The 14,004-nt window shown below is 53.8% G+C and carries 16 protein-coding genes and 1 pseudogene; 13 read left to right on the forward strand and 4 right to left on the reverse strand.

Going from position 1 to position 14,004, the window contains the following annotated elements; all coding sequences use genetic code 11:
- Window positions 1-98: 98 nt before the first annotated feature.
- The gene (locus DFG60_RS02975; protein ID WP_114570249.1) at window positions 99-317 is read right to left on the reverse strand and encodes a DeoR family transcriptional regulator; all 219 of its coding nucleotides are present in this window, start codon (window positions 315-317) and stop codon (window positions 99-101) included.
- A 304-nt stretch (window positions 318-621) separates the two neighbouring features.
- Between DFG60_RS02975 and pepV the strand changes: the two genes are divergently transcribed.
- Genes pepV through DFG60_RS03005 form a run of 6 tightly spaced genes read left to right on the forward strand, consistent with a single transcriptional unit; the run spans window position 622 to window position 7,659 of the window.
- Window positions 622-2,019 (forward strand): dipeptidase PepV, encoded by a 1,398-nt coding sequence (pepV, locus tag DFG60_RS02980; protein ID WP_114570250.1) that lies wholly within the window; start codon window positions 622-624, stop codon window positions 2,017-2,019.
- A gap of 58 nt (window positions 2,020-2,077) precedes the next feature.
- Entirely contained in the window at window positions 2,078-3,217 is a 1,140-nt protein-coding gene (locus DFG60_RS02985) for an MFS transporter (protein WP_114570251.1), read from the forward strand.
- Between the two features lie 5 nt (window positions 3,218-3,222).
- Window positions 3,223-3,747: an RNA 2',3'-cyclic phosphodiesterase gene (gene thpR / locus DFG60_RS02990; protein WP_114570252.1), complete on the forward strand. Its 525-nt coding sequence runs from the start codon at window positions 3,223-3,225 to the stop codon at window positions 3,745-3,747.
- Window positions 3,748-3,751: 4 nt separating this feature from the next.
- The gene (locus DFG60_RS02995) at window positions 3,752-4,624 is read left to right on the forward strand and encodes a hypothetical protein (protein ID WP_114570253.1); all 873 of its coding nucleotides are present in this window, start codon (window positions 3,752-3,754) and stop codon (window positions 4,622-4,624) included.
- A 30-nt stretch (window positions 4,625-4,654) separates the two neighbouring features.
- On the forward strand, window positions 4,655-6,814 hold the full coding sequence (gene pulA, locus DFG60_RS03000) for a type I pullulanase (RefSeq protein WP_114570320.1): 2,160 nt from the start codon (window positions 4,655-4,657) through the stop codon (window positions 6,812-6,814).
- 50 nt (window positions 6,815-6,864) lie between these two features.
- On the forward strand, window positions 6,865-7,659 hold the full coding sequence (locus DFG60_RS03005; protein ID WP_114570321.1) for a phosphotransferase: 795 nt from the start codon (window positions 6,865-6,867) through the stop codon (window positions 7,657-7,659).
- A 49-nt stretch (window positions 7,660-7,708) separates the two neighbouring features.
- On the opposite strand, the gene cydS is transcribed toward DFG60_RS03005, so the two are convergent.
- Window positions 7,709-7,816 carry a cytochrome bd oxidase small subunit CydS gene (cydS, locus tag DFG60_RS13850; RefSeq protein ID WP_408608646.1) on the reverse strand — a complete coding sequence of 36 codons (108 nt, stop codon included), beginning with the start codon at window positions 7,814-7,816 and terminating at the stop codon, window positions 7,709-7,711.
- A 174-nt stretch (window positions 7,817-7,990) separates the two neighbouring features.
- Here cydS and trmB point away from each other — a divergent pair, with 174 nt between their 5' ends.
- Both trmB and DFG60_RS03015 read left to right on the forward strand, forming a co-directional pair.
- Window positions 7,991-8,632: a tRNA (guanosine(46)-N7)-methyltransferase TrmB gene (trmB, locus tag DFG60_RS03010; protein ID WP_114570254.1), complete on the forward strand. Its 642-nt coding sequence runs from the start codon at window positions 7,991-7,993 to the stop codon at window positions 8,630-8,632.
- 116 nt (window positions 8,633-8,748) lie between these two features.
- Complete coding sequence (locus tag DFG60_RS03015; protein WP_114570255.1) at window positions 8,749-9,264, forward strand: hypothetical protein; 516 nt, start codon at window positions 8,749-8,751, stop codon at window positions 9,262-9,264.
- A 75-nt stretch (window positions 9,265-9,339) separates the two neighbouring features.
- Here the strand turns inward: DFG60_RS03015 and DFG60_RS03020 are convergent, their stop codons facing one another.
- Entirely contained in the window at window positions 9,340-9,642 is a 303-nt protein-coding gene (locus DFG60_RS03020; protein WP_114570256.1) for a PepSY domain-containing protein, read from the reverse strand.
- Window positions 9,643-9,766: 124 nt separating this feature from the next.
- Here DFG60_RS03020 and DFG60_RS03025 point away from each other — a divergent pair, with 124 nt between their 5' ends.
- Window positions 9,767-10,837: a M42 family metallopeptidase gene (locus DFG60_RS03025; RefSeq protein WP_114570257.1), complete on the forward strand. Its 1,071-nt coding sequence runs from the start codon at window positions 9,767-9,769 to the stop codon at window positions 10,835-10,837.
- A gap of 256 nt (window positions 10,838-11,093) precedes the next feature.
- On the opposite strand, the gene DFG60_RS03030 is transcribed toward DFG60_RS03025, so the two are convergent.
- Entirely contained in the window at window positions 11,094-11,384 is a 291-nt protein-coding gene (locus DFG60_RS03030) for a hypothetical protein (RefSeq protein ID WP_114570258.1), read from the reverse strand.
- 134 nt (window positions 11,385-11,518) lie between these two features.
- Between DFG60_RS03030 and DFG60_RS03035 the strand changes: the two genes are divergently transcribed.
- The 4 genes and pseudogenes from DFG60_RS03035 to DFG60_RS03050 all read left to right on the forward strand — a co-directional run.
- Complete coding sequence (locus tag DFG60_RS03035; protein ID WP_114570259.1) at window positions 11,519-11,827, forward strand: thioredoxin family protein; 309 nt, start codon at window positions 11,519-11,521, stop codon at window positions 11,825-11,827.
- Window positions 11,828-11,872: 45 nt separating this feature from the next.
- A complete protein-coding gene (locus DFG60_RS03040) occupies window positions 11,873-12,670 on the forward strand; it encodes a DUF1444 domain-containing protein (protein WP_114570260.1) in 798 nt (265 codons plus the stop codon).
- Between the two features lie 53 nt (window positions 12,671-12,723).
- The gene (ytpR, locus tag DFG60_RS03045) at window positions 12,724-13,329 is read left to right on the forward strand and encodes a YtpR family tRNA-binding protein (protein ID WP_114570261.1); all 606 of its coding nucleotides are present in this window, start codon (window positions 12,724-12,726) and stop codon (window positions 13,327-13,329) included.
- 40 nt (window positions 13,330-13,369) lie between these two features.
- A pseudogene (locus DFG60_RS03050) lies at window positions 13,370-14,004 on the forward strand (hypothetical protein); the annotation flags it as partial.

The following is a 14,004-nucleotide window of genomic DNA, read 5'->3' on the forward strand; positions in this document are numbered from 1 at the left end:
TCATCTAAGAAATACCCAAACGCTTCAAAAAGGTAACAAAAAAAGACGCGATTCGCATCGCGTCGTACGATATCATATGCAGTTTCGAAACAAATACTTCATCCAGCCCGTTGTTTTTTCTTGATCGGTGCCCATGTCCCGCGAGAAGGACTCTCGACGAGATTGTTGTACTCGAGCACATTCAGATCGCGTTGCACCGTTCTCGATGTGATGCCAAACTCTTCAACTAGCTGTGACGTCGTCGTAGTCCCATTCTCGTTGATGAACAAGTAAATGGATTTGATGCGCGTCAACATACGGTCTGTAGAAGCTTTCATTGGTTAACCACTCCCCCAATGGATAGAATCGAAAATCTAAAACTTCGGGTGTCTAAGAAATGGAAATCAAGTTGTTTCGCCTTTAGTATAACTCTTTTCATATAGAAATCAAGTGTTTTGCCCGAACGTTTATGTAAAAAAATGATAAAATTATGATTAATGGACGAATTTTAATGTTATATTCACTGATCAATGTTCGTTAATAAACGAAAAGAGAGATTATATATAATAAATCGTTCGTCATTCCTATTTTTTCGCTATATACTAATGAAGAAACCGACTATCGTGTAAGGGAGAGAATCGAATGGTCAATTGGAAACAAGAAGTGGAAGAGCGTCGCGACGCGATGCTTGAGGACCTGAAAGCGTTGCTTCGCATTCCGAGCGTATTGAACGAGAGCGAAGCGCGCGAAGGAGCGCCGTTTGGTGAAGAAGTGAAGCTCGCTCTCGACTGGATGCTCGCGACAGGGGAACGCGACGGATTCAAGACGAAGGATGTTGACGGCTATGCCGGGCACCTCGAATACGGTGAAGGAGAGGAACTGCTCGGCATCCTTTGTCACCTCGACGTCGTACCGCCTGGAGGCGATGACTGGACATACGGTCCGTTCAACCCGACTCTCGTAGACGGAAAGCTTTACGCGCGCGGTGCCATCGATGACAAAGGACCGACGATCGCTGCCTATTACGCCCTTAAAATCGTCAAGGAGCTCGGTTTGCCGATTTCAAAGCGTATCCGATTGATTGCAGGGTGTGACGAGGAGAGTGAATGGCGTTGCGTCAAGCATTACTTCAAGACGGAGGAGATGCCGACGTTCGGATTCGCACCGGACGCTGACTTCCCGATCATCAATGCGGAGAAGGGACTGTACGATGGCGTGCTCGTCCAAGGAAAGCCTGCGAAAATGCCGGATACGGTCTTCCATCTCGTCTCGTTCGAAGGCGGGGAGCGACCGAACATGGTCCCGGCGTTTGCGAAAGCGGTCGTCAAGGTGTTCGAGGAGACGGACGTCGAACCGAAGTTCCACGCCTTCCTCGCAGAGCGGAATCTGACGGGTGTCGTCAAATCGACGGAGCACGGACTCGAGTTCGAGGTGTTCGGAGTCGCGGCGCACGCGATGGAACCGAACAAAGGAATAAATGCCGCGCTTTATCTCGCCATCTTCCTGAAGACGCTCCACCTCGATTACAATGGAAAACAATATATCGACATGGTGACGCACCTGTTCCGCGATTCGCGCGGTGTCGCAATCGGAATCGAGGCTTCTGACGAGACGGGCGACCTGACAGTGAACGGCGGCGTGTTCCATTATGCGGAAGGTCGCGGTACGGCATCAATGAACATTCGTTATCCATATACCGCTGATTTCACGGAGCGCCTGCAGATGATCCGTGAAGCCGCTGCTGCGTACGGTTTCGAATTGAAGGACCGGACGCATATGCGGCCACACCACGTCGATCCGAACCATGAGCTGATCAAGACGCTCAGCCGTGTCTATGAGAAGCACACGGGTGATACGGCTGATTTGATCGCTATCGGCGGCGGGACGTATGCACGTTCTCTGACGGCCGGCGTCGCCTTCGGTCCTGTCTTCCCGGGCGGACCGGAAGTTGCTCACCAGGTCGACGAGTATGTCGACTTCGACGAGTTGCTCGAAGCTGTCGCGATTTACGCGGAGGCAATCTACGAACTAGCGAAATGATGTGCGTCATACCCCGGGGCTGCGGCTTACGGGGTATGCGTTTGAAAGGAAGAGTACATTGGTCAACCGACAAAAATACAGTTACCAGGCGTTATATTTCTTCATCTTCTTCGCGCAGGGGGCATTGATCCCGTACCTTGCGCTCTATTTCTCACAGGATGCATTCGGCTTGAGCGCGTCGGAGGTCGGGACGATCGTCGCGACCGGTCCGATCCTCTCGATCCTTCTTCAGCCTGTCTGGGGAATGTTCGCTGACAAATTCGGACGTCCGAAACGTCTGCTCATGATAGCGCTGCTTGGAGCAGCCGTCTTTACGCTCAGCTACCTCCTGACCTCGGTCTACTTGTTGCTGCTTCTCATTTCGTGCCTCTGGGCGCTGTTCCAATGTGCCCACATCCCGCTCGTCGATACGCTCGCGATTCAGTTCACGCAGCGTAAGGGAATCGATTACGGTCTGCTCCGCCTGTTCGGCTCAGCGGGTTTTGCTGTCGCGACCCTCGCCCTCGGACGCCTGATGGACTACGGGTATGAGAGCATCTTCTATGCGAGTGGAGCGGCTCTCCTTCTCGCCTTCGCCGTCTCGTTCCTGCTCGTCGATCATGCTCCGGACCACGAAGCGGAAAAGGCACCGATCGGCAGTCTGTTCAAGAACGGGCGATTCCTGCTGTTTCTGATTGCCGGAATCCTTGTCTTCGGCCCGATCTTCGGCAACAACTATTACTTCGGCAGCTACGTCACGAGCCGCGGCGAGACGACGGCGTTCGTCGGCACACTGTTCTTCGTCGCTGTCCTTTGTGAAATCCCGTTAATGCGGATAGCGAGCGCGCTGCTGTTGCGATTCGGGGCGATTCCGGTCCTGTTCGCGGTTTCGCTTCTGTCGGCCGTCCGGACCGGATTGCTCGCTCTTGAACCGGTGATGTGGTCGATGTGGATTTTAGCTGCGCTGCAAGGCGTCATCGTCGGTCTGCTCATCCCGGTCGCCTTGCAATACGTTCGTTCGCTCGTTCATCCGTCGACGATCGGGACTGCTGTAAGTACGTACATGGCAGCGACGACGGGACTCGCGACGGCCCTGTTCAACCTGATGAGCGGCATTGTGCTTGACCAAAGCTCCATCTTTGCCGTGTTCTGGGTATATACAATATGTAGTGTCATCGGTTCGTTCCTCTTCCTCGCGAGCGGCCGAAACAAGGAGTGATCAAGATGGGACGCCATTATTTCATCGCGTTGCCGATGCATGACGACCGGATCGCGGAAACAGTGAAGGCGATCCCGCTGACGGCACACTATAAGAATGTTTATGGAACGGAGGACTATCATCTGACGCTTCGCTTCCTCGGTGAGGTGGGAGAGGAAGAGTTGGCGAATTGGAAGGTACGGATCAAGATGGTCGCTGAGGAATTCGTTCCGTTTAAGATTGAATTATCCGAGACCGTTCTGTTCGGTGTGAAGGAACGGCCGCGTGTTTTCGCTTTCGGTCCGAAAGTGAATGAGGAGTTGAACCGGATTGCACTGCCTTTTCAGGAAGAAGGGAGAAGGGGGTTCGTCCCGCATGTGACGCTCGCGAAGAAATGGCGGCAAGGGGCGGGCCCTCTCGTCGAATTGGCGCCCTTTTCGATACCGGTCGCGATCGAGGAGATCATCCTGTATGAAATACGTCCGGGCGAGACGCCGCGTTATGTCAAGCGCTTGCGGTGTCCGCTCGGGCGAGTGGAGGAAACGAGGTGAGGACATGTCTCAATTGATGAAGCTGTATGATTTGCAAAGCCGCTACGAGCGAGGTGTCCTCGAGATGTCGAAGCGGTACTTGGAACAGACGGAGGCGGATTATCGTTCCGTTTATAAGAAATGGGAAGAGGGAGAGCTGTTTCCAGGTGAGACGATCGTCCGCAAAAAGCCATGGTGGCGCATGTTCGCTCGAAGCGAGACGATCGAACTTCCGGGGAAGCAACTCTCGCGTCCCGCTTTTTTGAAGTGGTATGCGAAGCGGCTTGAGATGCATAAACTGCTCTACGCGGCAGGTGGTGCGCGGGAGGATGAGGTATGGAGATTGTCATACCGGCGCCAGCTCGATTTCTATTTGATGCTCCATCAGCTGAATGACCATTACGGATTATTCTATCGTCCGGTCGCCCAGTATCAGCAGGGCGAGGTCGAACTCGGCTCGTTCGTCGTCGGGCCGACAGCGATTCATCTGATCGCCTGGCTCGACGGGGAGGAGAGCATCTATCACGTCTCGCCTGCGAAGAAGTGGATGGAGCAGCCGTTCAAAGGGGAGACGCGGCAGGTGCTCAGCCCGTTGATCGACTTGAAGCGGACGGAGGATATGCTGAAGCATCTTCTCGCCGGTGAAAGTGATCTTCCGGTCGAACGGATCATCGTGGCCTCAAAAGGATATTTCGATCATGTACCGAAGGACGCGACTTCCACGTACGTAAACAAAATCGACTTTCAAGCGTGGATCAAACGAATGAATGACCTGGCTCCGCATACGAAAGCGCAGCAGGCACGCATATGTGACCGCCTGCTTGAACGGATGGCTTCGGTCACGTTCGCGCAGGCGATCGAACGACAGGAAGAGACATTCGAAACCGCGGAAGAATGAATGGAGAAGGCGAGAGGAGGACCGACTGAAATGCATTCATTTCATACGACAGAGATTCATCACAGCATCATCAGCGCCCGCTTTGCGACGTTCGAGTCGATTCTGCTCGAAGTAAGGGCAGGTTTCGATTTGAGTGCGCTCCAGTTGTACAGGGACGAGCGTCCGCAACCGTTCCAGGTCGGGCATTTCGACTGGATCGAGGAAGGGAACCTTCGCGTGACGCTCCATCTCGAACATCCAGCTGACTTGACTAACGTCTACCGGGTGGTCGATCAGAGCGGTCAGGGTCTCGTCGTCGTGCCGGCTGAAATCATGCAGACAAGTCTGTTCGACAGTCTGTACAGTTATGAAGGTCCTCTCGGCCTCGTCTTCTCCGTCAAGACGATTGACTGCTTCGTCTGGTCCCCTGTCGCCCACACGATCGAGCTCGTCCTATACACGGAACGCGGGGAGGAACTCACCGCGCTTACGATGGAGCGCGAGGAACGAGGCGTGTGGCATGTCCAGATCGCCCGGGAAACGCTGTTTTACCGCTACCGGGTCGCGACGTGGGCCGGATGTTTCGAGGTGGTCGATCCGTACGCGAAGGCGGTGAGTGCGAACGGGGAATACGGTGTCCTCCTGGACGTGGAGGGATTGATCGCGGCACGTCACGCGCCTCCGGCTAAACGACCGGTCCTCGTCAAGCCGACCGATGCCGTCATCTATGAGGCGAACATCCGCGACCTGACGATCGATCCGTCCTCCGGTTCAAGTCATCCGGGTGAGTATCGGGGTGTCTTTGAGAAGGGGACACGTTCCCCGAACGATCATCCGACGGGGCTCGACTACTTGATCGACCTCGGGATCACTCATCTCCAGCTGCTTCCTGTCCATGATTTCGGAACGACGGAAGAGATATCGCGTTCCCCTTATAACTGGGGGTATGACCCGGTGAACTGGTTCGCACTGGAGGGGAGCTATGCGAGTGACGCGACGGACCCGGCTGCCCGCGTGATCGAATATGCCGATCTGATCGAAGAGCTCCATAAATCCGGAATTCGTGTCACGTTCGACGTCGTGATGAACCATGTTCATCTCCGCGATGAGTCCGCGCTCAACCGCCTTGTCCCGCACTATTACTTTCGCAAGGAGCTCGACGGCTCTTACTCGAACGGTACGGGGGTCGGCAATGACACGGCATCCGAGCGCTTCATGATGCGGAGGTTGATCGTCGACTGCCTGACGTTCTATGCGCGGGTTTACCGGGTCGACGCCTTCCGCTTCGATTTGATGGGAATCCATGATATCGAGACGATGACCGCCGTCCGCTCCGCACTCGACGCAATCGATCCGTCCATCCTCATCTATGGGGAGGGATGGGATCTTGCGACGCCGCTTCCGGCGCGTGAGAAGGCGATCAGCCAGTGGGCTGCCCGGATGCCTGGAATCGGACACTTCAACGACGTGTTTCGTGATGCTCTGAAAGGGTCGACCTTCAATGAACATGACCGGGGATTCGCTCTCGGAGATATCTGGAAGGCGGCAGACGTCCGTTCTGCTCTTCCGGGCAGCGTGACGATTCCAGACGAGACGATCGGACGTTTTCCGGAGCCGAGCTACTCGATCAACTATGTCGAGGCGCACGACAACCATACGTTGGCCGATAAAATCGCCCTGGCCGTCCCGGAGGCCTCGGAAGACGAACGCAGGCAGATGGGGCGTTTCGCGCAGGCGATCGCCCTGCTCGCGGAAGGAATTCCATTCCTCCACGCCGGTCAGGAATTTGGACGGACCAAGCAGGGCGTCGAGAACAGCTACAATGCGCCGGATGAAATCAACCGGATGGATTGGCTGCTTCGCGATGCTCGGCTCGCTGACGTCGCCTACGTCAAGGGGCTGATTCAGATACGCAGGATGCATTCCTCATTCCGCTATCATCGGCGCAATCAAGTACAAGCCTTGTTCCGCTTCCTGCCGACGGGAAATCACGGCGTCATCGCCTACGAGGTCGATGCGACCCATTCTTACGATGCCTGGCAGCGGGTGATCGTCGTCCATAACTCGACCCGGGAAACCTATGAACTCGATCTGCCGCATGGCCGGTTCAACGTGTACGCGATGGGAGACCAGGCATCGCCGGAGCCGATCGAAAAAGGAGTGTCCTGCCTCGTCGTACATCCGTTGTCAACGACGATCGGGGCGTGTTAAGATAACTATTGTGCCTTTAGGCAAATCTATTAAAGAGTTGAGCGGATATGATGGAACAATTAGATATTCTGGATGTGCTCGGAGAAGGATGGTCCATCACGCCCGCAGGTGGCATCACCGGGGAGGCGTACATCGCTTCGACCGGGCAGTCAAAACTATTCTTGAAACGAAACTCCTCGCCGTTCCTTGCGATCCTATCCGCTGACGGCATCGTCCCGAAGCTGTTGTGGACGAAACGGATTTACAGTGGTGACGTCATTAGTGCCCAGCAGTTCATCGAAGGGGATGAGCTGGATCCGACGGCGATGGAGCGCCCGGAAGTGGCGAAGCTGTTAGGAAAGATTCATGATTCGAAGGAACTGCTTTTCATGCTCCAGCAACTCGATCAACGACCGATCGAGCCGGACGAACTCCTTCGGCAATGTAAGATATACTTCCAGCCGAGCGGACTTGCGCGGGCGGATTTGGTAGAGGAAGCGATTGCTTTTCTTGAACGGCAACTGCCGGCCGTACGCTCGGAGGAACAAGTGGTCTGTCATTCTGACCTGAACCATAACAACTGGCTGATCGGTGCGGATGGGCACCTCTATTTGAACGACTGGGATGACGCGATCATCGCGGACCGTGCCTATGATCTCGGCATGATGCTTTACAGCTATGTCGATGAGGCGCTCTGGCCGGAATGGTTCGAGCAGTACGGACATCCGCTGACGCTTGACCTCAAGCGCCGCATGCACTGGTATGTCGTGGCTCAGGCCGTATTATCGATTTACTGGTATGAGGACTATGACCATCCGGACCGGATGGACAGCTATCTGTTCCTGGAGCAGCTGCTTGAATCCTGATCGACGAAAAAGCTCTCCGTTCCATATTGGAAGGAGAGCTTTTAGCTGTTCATTTTTCTTCTACGTCAATCTTGCCGACCGTCGCCCAGACGAACAAGGCCGCGACGGCAACGAGGATGGTGAGGGGCGAAGCCCACATGATCAAGAAATGATCCAAGGGATGACCTCCTTTTAGGTGGTATGCTTTATCAAAGTGTAATGGAATGCTCAATCTTTCTCAAGTGACGATGTTCTGAACTTTCTTGTCTGAACGAGAACTTCCTTCTTCTCTTTCCCCGAATCATGATACAATGATGCGGGATTATTTTGAATTATGGAAAGGATGAACGACATGCGTTTACGTCACAAGCCATGGGCGCTTGATTATATGAAGGAGCACCCGTCAGCATATGTCGCAGACCCGGCTGCGACGAAAGGAAAGTGGGCGGAGGAGTTCGGCAACGAGAACCCGCTCTACATCGAGGTAGGATCAGGAAAGGGCGCATTCATCACGGGAATGGCGAAGCAACACCCGGATGTCAACTTCATCGCGATCGAACTGTTCGAGAGCGTAGCCGTCGCCATCGTTCAAAAGCTTGTCGAGCAACCGCAACCGAACGTCCGTGTCCTGACAGTCGACGCGAAGGACCTTCGTGATTATTTCGAAAAGGGAGAGGTGACACGCCTCTACTTGAACTTCTCGGATCCTTGGCCGAAGACGCGTCACGCGAAGCGTCGTCTGACATACAAGACCTTCCTGTCGACGTACGAGGACATCCTGCCAAAGAACGGGCAGATCCACTTCAAGACGGACAACCGAAAGCTGTTCGAATCGAGCTTGATGACGATGTCGAACTACGGCATGACGTTCGACTGGATGTCACTCGACCTGCACGCGAACGAACCGGAAGACAACGTCCGGACTGAGTATGAGCAGCGTTTCTCCAGTATGGGACAGCCAATCTACCGGATGGAAGCGACGTTCCGAAACTGATTTGGACAAAAAGTTTTCTTATTTTCCTAGTATTTCTTTCACACTTTTTTCTTATTAATTGGTACAATGTTGTTGACTGAAGAACTTGTACTTATAGGTAAAGGGGGAAATTGGGGATGTGGCAAAAAGGCTTAGCACTCGTAACGGCACTATTCCTCGCGCTCGGTATCAGCAATACGGTACTGGCAGCGGTTGATACGTCTGACATGAAGAAGGCGCTCGACGAGGAGTTGCAAGGGTCGCATTACGACTACAAAAAAGGTTCGGTTGAACTGGAGAACGCGAAGACGTTCACTGGTGAAGAAGGAAACGAAATCATCGGCGCGATCGCAGAACTCGATACGGTCCGCGACGGTATCTTCGTGACGGTCAAGCGTGAAATCCACTTCTACGACGCGACGAAGGGTGAAATGCTCTCGAACAACGATGTCGCGCAGGTGGAAGGCGTCAAGGAATACATCGATGCGAACGCGAACAACTTGAAGCAAAAAGTCGTCTACTGGCTTCCGATGCTTCTCATGCTCCTGATCATCGCGATTCCGGCGGTCATCCTGTATGTCGTCGTACCGCGTCTGTACTCTACTTCAGATTACATGAACCCGATCTACGAGAAAAACAACAACCCGCAATAAGCAAAAGCCTAGTCCTCGTAATGAGGCTAGGCTTTTTTGCACAAAAAAAGCCGCGAGCTAACGCGGCATGAATCATCAAGCGTATTCGAGAAGTGCACCTGTTTCCGCATCGACAGTGAATTGATACGTTTTTTCCTCGTCACCTTCAAGGACTGAGATGCCACCTTTGTAGCTTTGGTAGTCACGCGACTCGTAAGAGTATGCTTCCGGTGTCGCAGAGATCCAAGCACCTTGGACGCGGCCTTTTGCAGAAAATGTACGTTTCGTGATTTCGAGCGCTTCTTCAGCAGAGAGCTGTTTGTTGTCGATCGTTTTCTTGACGGCGAGACCGGCTACGACCGCAGCAGCGACCCCGATCACTAAATAGCGTTTTTTCATTAAAAATTCCCCTCCTCACTAGTGTCTATCCCTACTGTACCAAATTCCGTGCCGAGAGAGAAACAAAAGGTGAAGGGCTTTCCCGGATTTTTTTGTATAATGATGAAATAGGAGGCGATACATAGTGAATGAACAAACACGTGAACTATTCAAGACGTTGACCGAAATGAACGGTGCCCCGGGATTCGAACACGAAGTACGCGAGTTCGTCCGCGGCCGGATCACGCCGCATTCGGATGAGATCGTAACGGACGGGCTCGGTTCGATCTTCGGAAAACGGACAGGGAAGGCAGACGGACCGAAAGTCATGGTCGCTGGCCATATGGACGAAGTCGCCTTCCTGATCACCCAGATCACGAAACACGGCATGCTCAGAATCCAACCGCTCGGGGGCTGGTGGAATCAGGTCTTGCTCGCGCAGCGCTTCTCCGTCTGTGGTGATAAGGGCGTCGTCCCTGGCGTCATCGCATCGATTCCGCCGCACCTGTTGACGGAGGAAGTCCGCAAGAAGCCGATGGACATCAAGGACATGTTCATCGATGTCGGGGCGGATTCGAAGGAGGAAGCAGAGTCGTTCGGAATTCGTCCGGGTGTCGTCGCGCTTCCGGTCTGCCCGTTCACACCGCTCGCAAACCCGAAGAAGATCATGGCGAAGGCATGGGACAACCGTTACGGAGTCGGTCTTGCGATTGAATTGCTCGAGGAGACGACAGCGAAAGATCACCCGAACGTCCTGTTCTCCGGCGCGACAGTGCAGGAAGAAGTCGGTCTGCGCGGGGCGACGACGGCGACCCGCATGATCGATCCGGATGTCGCGTTCGTCGTCGATGCGTCACCAGCGAACGATGCGTCTGGTGACAAGACGGAGTTCGGTCAGCTCGGACAAGGACCGCTTCTTCGTATCATGGACAGCGTCATGATCCTTTCGAAGGAGATGAAGAACTACGTCCTCGATACGGCGGAGACGAACAAGATTCCGTATCAGTACTATGTCGGCATGGGCGGTACGGACGGCGGCGTCATCCACCGGTCGAACAACGGCATCCCGACGACAGTCGTCGGTCTTCCGGCCCGTTACATCCATACGCATGCCTCGATCATGCATACGGACGACTATGACGCGGCAAAAGAGCTGTTGAAGAAGCTCGTCTGCAACCTTGACGAGACGACTCTCGAGACGCTCCAAGTCAAATGAACAAAGAGGCTGACTCAAAAGTCGATCCATAAACGAAATACGGGGGCGGATTCGGAATCCGCCCCCGTATTCTCGTTCAGAAAGGATCACTCGCTTCACGCGACTCCTACAGCAAAAAGCGCGGTGGAACCGCGCTGTCAGAGACCGATGAGCCCCGGACCCCTGTCCATTTTCGGACAGGGGTCACGGCTCGTGTTTCGCCTGAGGAAAGCGTGTGAAGGGAAGTGATTACTTTTGAGTCATCCTCTTTTCCGCATTAGAGCGAGAAGCCGAACGCACTTGAATAGAAGCTGAGGAAGAAGACGTACAGGTAGATGGCATAGAGCGGCAGCAGATAGCGGGCCGGAAAGAGCGGGAGCTTCCGGGCAAGCCTTTTGAACACCGCCTCCAGCAAAATCAAGATGGCAAAACCGACGACGAGATAGAGCAAGATCGCACTGAGCGTCAGTTCAGAGTCGATGAACGAGTAACCGTAGCGCAGGATGGCCGTCATCCCGACGAAGCCGATGAACCGCTCGAGCGGGTGTTTGATCACTTTGTCAGACATGGTCATTTCCTTTCGGGATAAGAATACATGGTAAGTATAGCAAACAGAGCATACGAGCGTACATCAGGGGTGAGATATGCTATGATAAGCGCAATGGAAACCCCTGAAATCAGGGGAGTAAAGGAGTTGCTACAATGCAAAAATTGACTTCACGTGAAGAGTTCGAAGCAGCTAAAAAGGAGAACTCGGTCTTCCTGTTCTCAGCTAATTGGTGCCCTGACTGCCGGTTCCTTGACCCGTTCCTGCCGGGCATGGAGGAACGTTTCGACGGTCTTACGTTCTATTATGTCGACCGCGACGATCACCTTGAAATCGCACAGGAACTCGACATCTTCGGAATCCCGAGCTTCGTCGCTTATCGCGGCGGACAGGAAACTGGACGATACGTCGGTAAGGAACGGAAGACGCCTGAACAGGTAGAAGCATTTCTCGAAACAGTTTGAAGCGAGCCTCGTCTCGCTTTTTTTAATAGGAAGGATGAACGTACCATGGAAATGAATCAAATTCGCCGCATGATCACGGCGGCATTCGAAGGAGAACAATACGCGACACATTTCGACCGTGAAAAATCAGTGTTGCGGATCGAAAGGAAGTCGGATCGCTCAGGGGTCGATCTCGGTTTGAATCCGCTCGTCGCAAAAGCGAAACGCCGCGGAGAGGTCGCTGTCGAAGAGACGATCGAATACGTCAAGGCAGTGCTTGAACAAATGAATCCAGTGTCGCTTGCAGGAAACGAACAACGCATTTTCCCCGTCATCCGGGCGAAATCGTTCGCGGACGAGACGAAGGAGGGCGTGCGCCTGATTAGCACGCCGCATACGGGTGAGACGAAAATCATGTACGCGGTCGATCTCGGGAAGACTTACCGGCTGATCGATGAAAAGATGCTAAAAGAGGCGAGCTGGAACGAAGAGCATTTGTCCGAAGCTGCCCGCTTCAACTTGAAGAAGCTCGACGCGCCATTCAAGCAAGACGAGGTCGCAGGCAATCTGTTTTACTTCCTCAGCACAGGGGACGGCTACGAAGCGAGCCGCGTCCTCGATAAAGCACTTCTCTCGTCCTATGCCGAGCGGATCGAAGGAGAGTTCGCCGTCGGGATTCCGCATCAGGACGTCCTGATTTTCGCGGATATCCGCAATGACGCAGGATATGATGTGATGCAACAGCTGATGTTCGACTTCTTTACGAACGGACGCGTCCCAGTCACGGCACTACCGTTCCTTCACGAGGACGGCGAGCTCGAACCGGTCTTCGTCCTTGCGAAAAACAAGCGTCCGAACGCTTGAAAAATCTGCTACAATAGGCAATGTGAGAAAGTCTGAAGGGAGTCAAATTGTCAATGAACGTTTTTTACAATAAAGAAGGCATCGGGGATGTCTTGATGGTCGTCCTGGCGGATGCACCACGCAGTGAAGTGACGGCTGAGCGGAAGGGACGTATCGCAACAGTCCTGCACGGGGAGGAAGTCATCGGGTACAACATCTTCGACGCGTCGGAAACATTTGCGATCGACACGGTCGGACCGGTCGACTTGACGCCTGAAATGGCTGAACAAATCGCGGAAGTCGTCCGTGAGACAGGGCGGGAACTCGATCTTTCGGATATCGACTACTCGCCGAAGTTCGTCGTCGGACATGTCACGTCTTGCGAGAAGCATCCGGATGCCGACAAGTTGTCCGTCTGCCAAGTAGAAGTGGATGGCGGGACGCTTCAAATCGTCTGTGGCGCACCGAACGTCGCAACAGATCAAAAAGTGGTCGTCGCGAAACCGGGAGCCGTCATGCCTTCGGGATTGATCATCCGGCCGTCTGCACTGCGCGGTGTCGCTTCGAGCGGAATGCTATGTTCTGCACGCGAACTGGCTTTGCCGTCGACGCAAGAAAAAGGAATTCTCGTCCTTGACGAGTCAGCTCACACAGGGGAGCCATTTCAAATCGGCCGGTAAACCGGCCGTTTTTTTTCAATAGACTGAAGGGGTGGAAGGGATGAGCAATCGATACGAACAATCGATGCGTGAACAAGCGGAACGAATTCGTCGTGAGCTTGCTGTACAGAAGAAACCAAAAGCGGAGCCGATCGAACGTCCGAACAAGGAAGCTCAAGAGGAAAGATTCGTAGCTACGGACGTACCGTCGCCAATCTATGGCTTTCAGCGTCCGCGAACCAAGGCAGAAATGGAAAGCCGGACAGCTGATCTGAATAAATCACGAAGCCTGCAGGCAGAAGAAGTTTCACCTGCATCAAGCATGGGAAAAGTCGAGAAGCATGAGATGCATTCGGATTCAAACGAAAGGCTCACTGAAGAAATCGAGACTGTGGACATTCCGGTTTCACTTGAGAAGGCCGATTTGGAAGACGAATCAGTTGAAGCGACACTGCCCCCTGAATTGGAGATGCAGGAGGACCAGTTGGAAGACGGTCTCGATTTACTCGAAGACGTCCAAGTTGCTGAGGCATTCGAAGTCACGGAAGAAATCGAAGAGGCGTCCGCTATTGAAACTGACAGCAGTGTTCCTGAAGTCGAAGCGTCAGCCCCGATCGAAGTGACGGACGAGGTCGAGGAAGGATACGTCCCTGAGACGGATCTCGACCAGCTCATCCCTGACGCGCCGGAGTATGG

Origin of the sequence: Exiguobacterium flavidum (assembly GCF_003344535.1) — a bacterium.
GTDB lineage: Bacteria > Bacillota > Bacilli > Exiguobacteriales > Exiguobacteriaceae > Exiguobacterium_A > Exiguobacterium_A flavidum.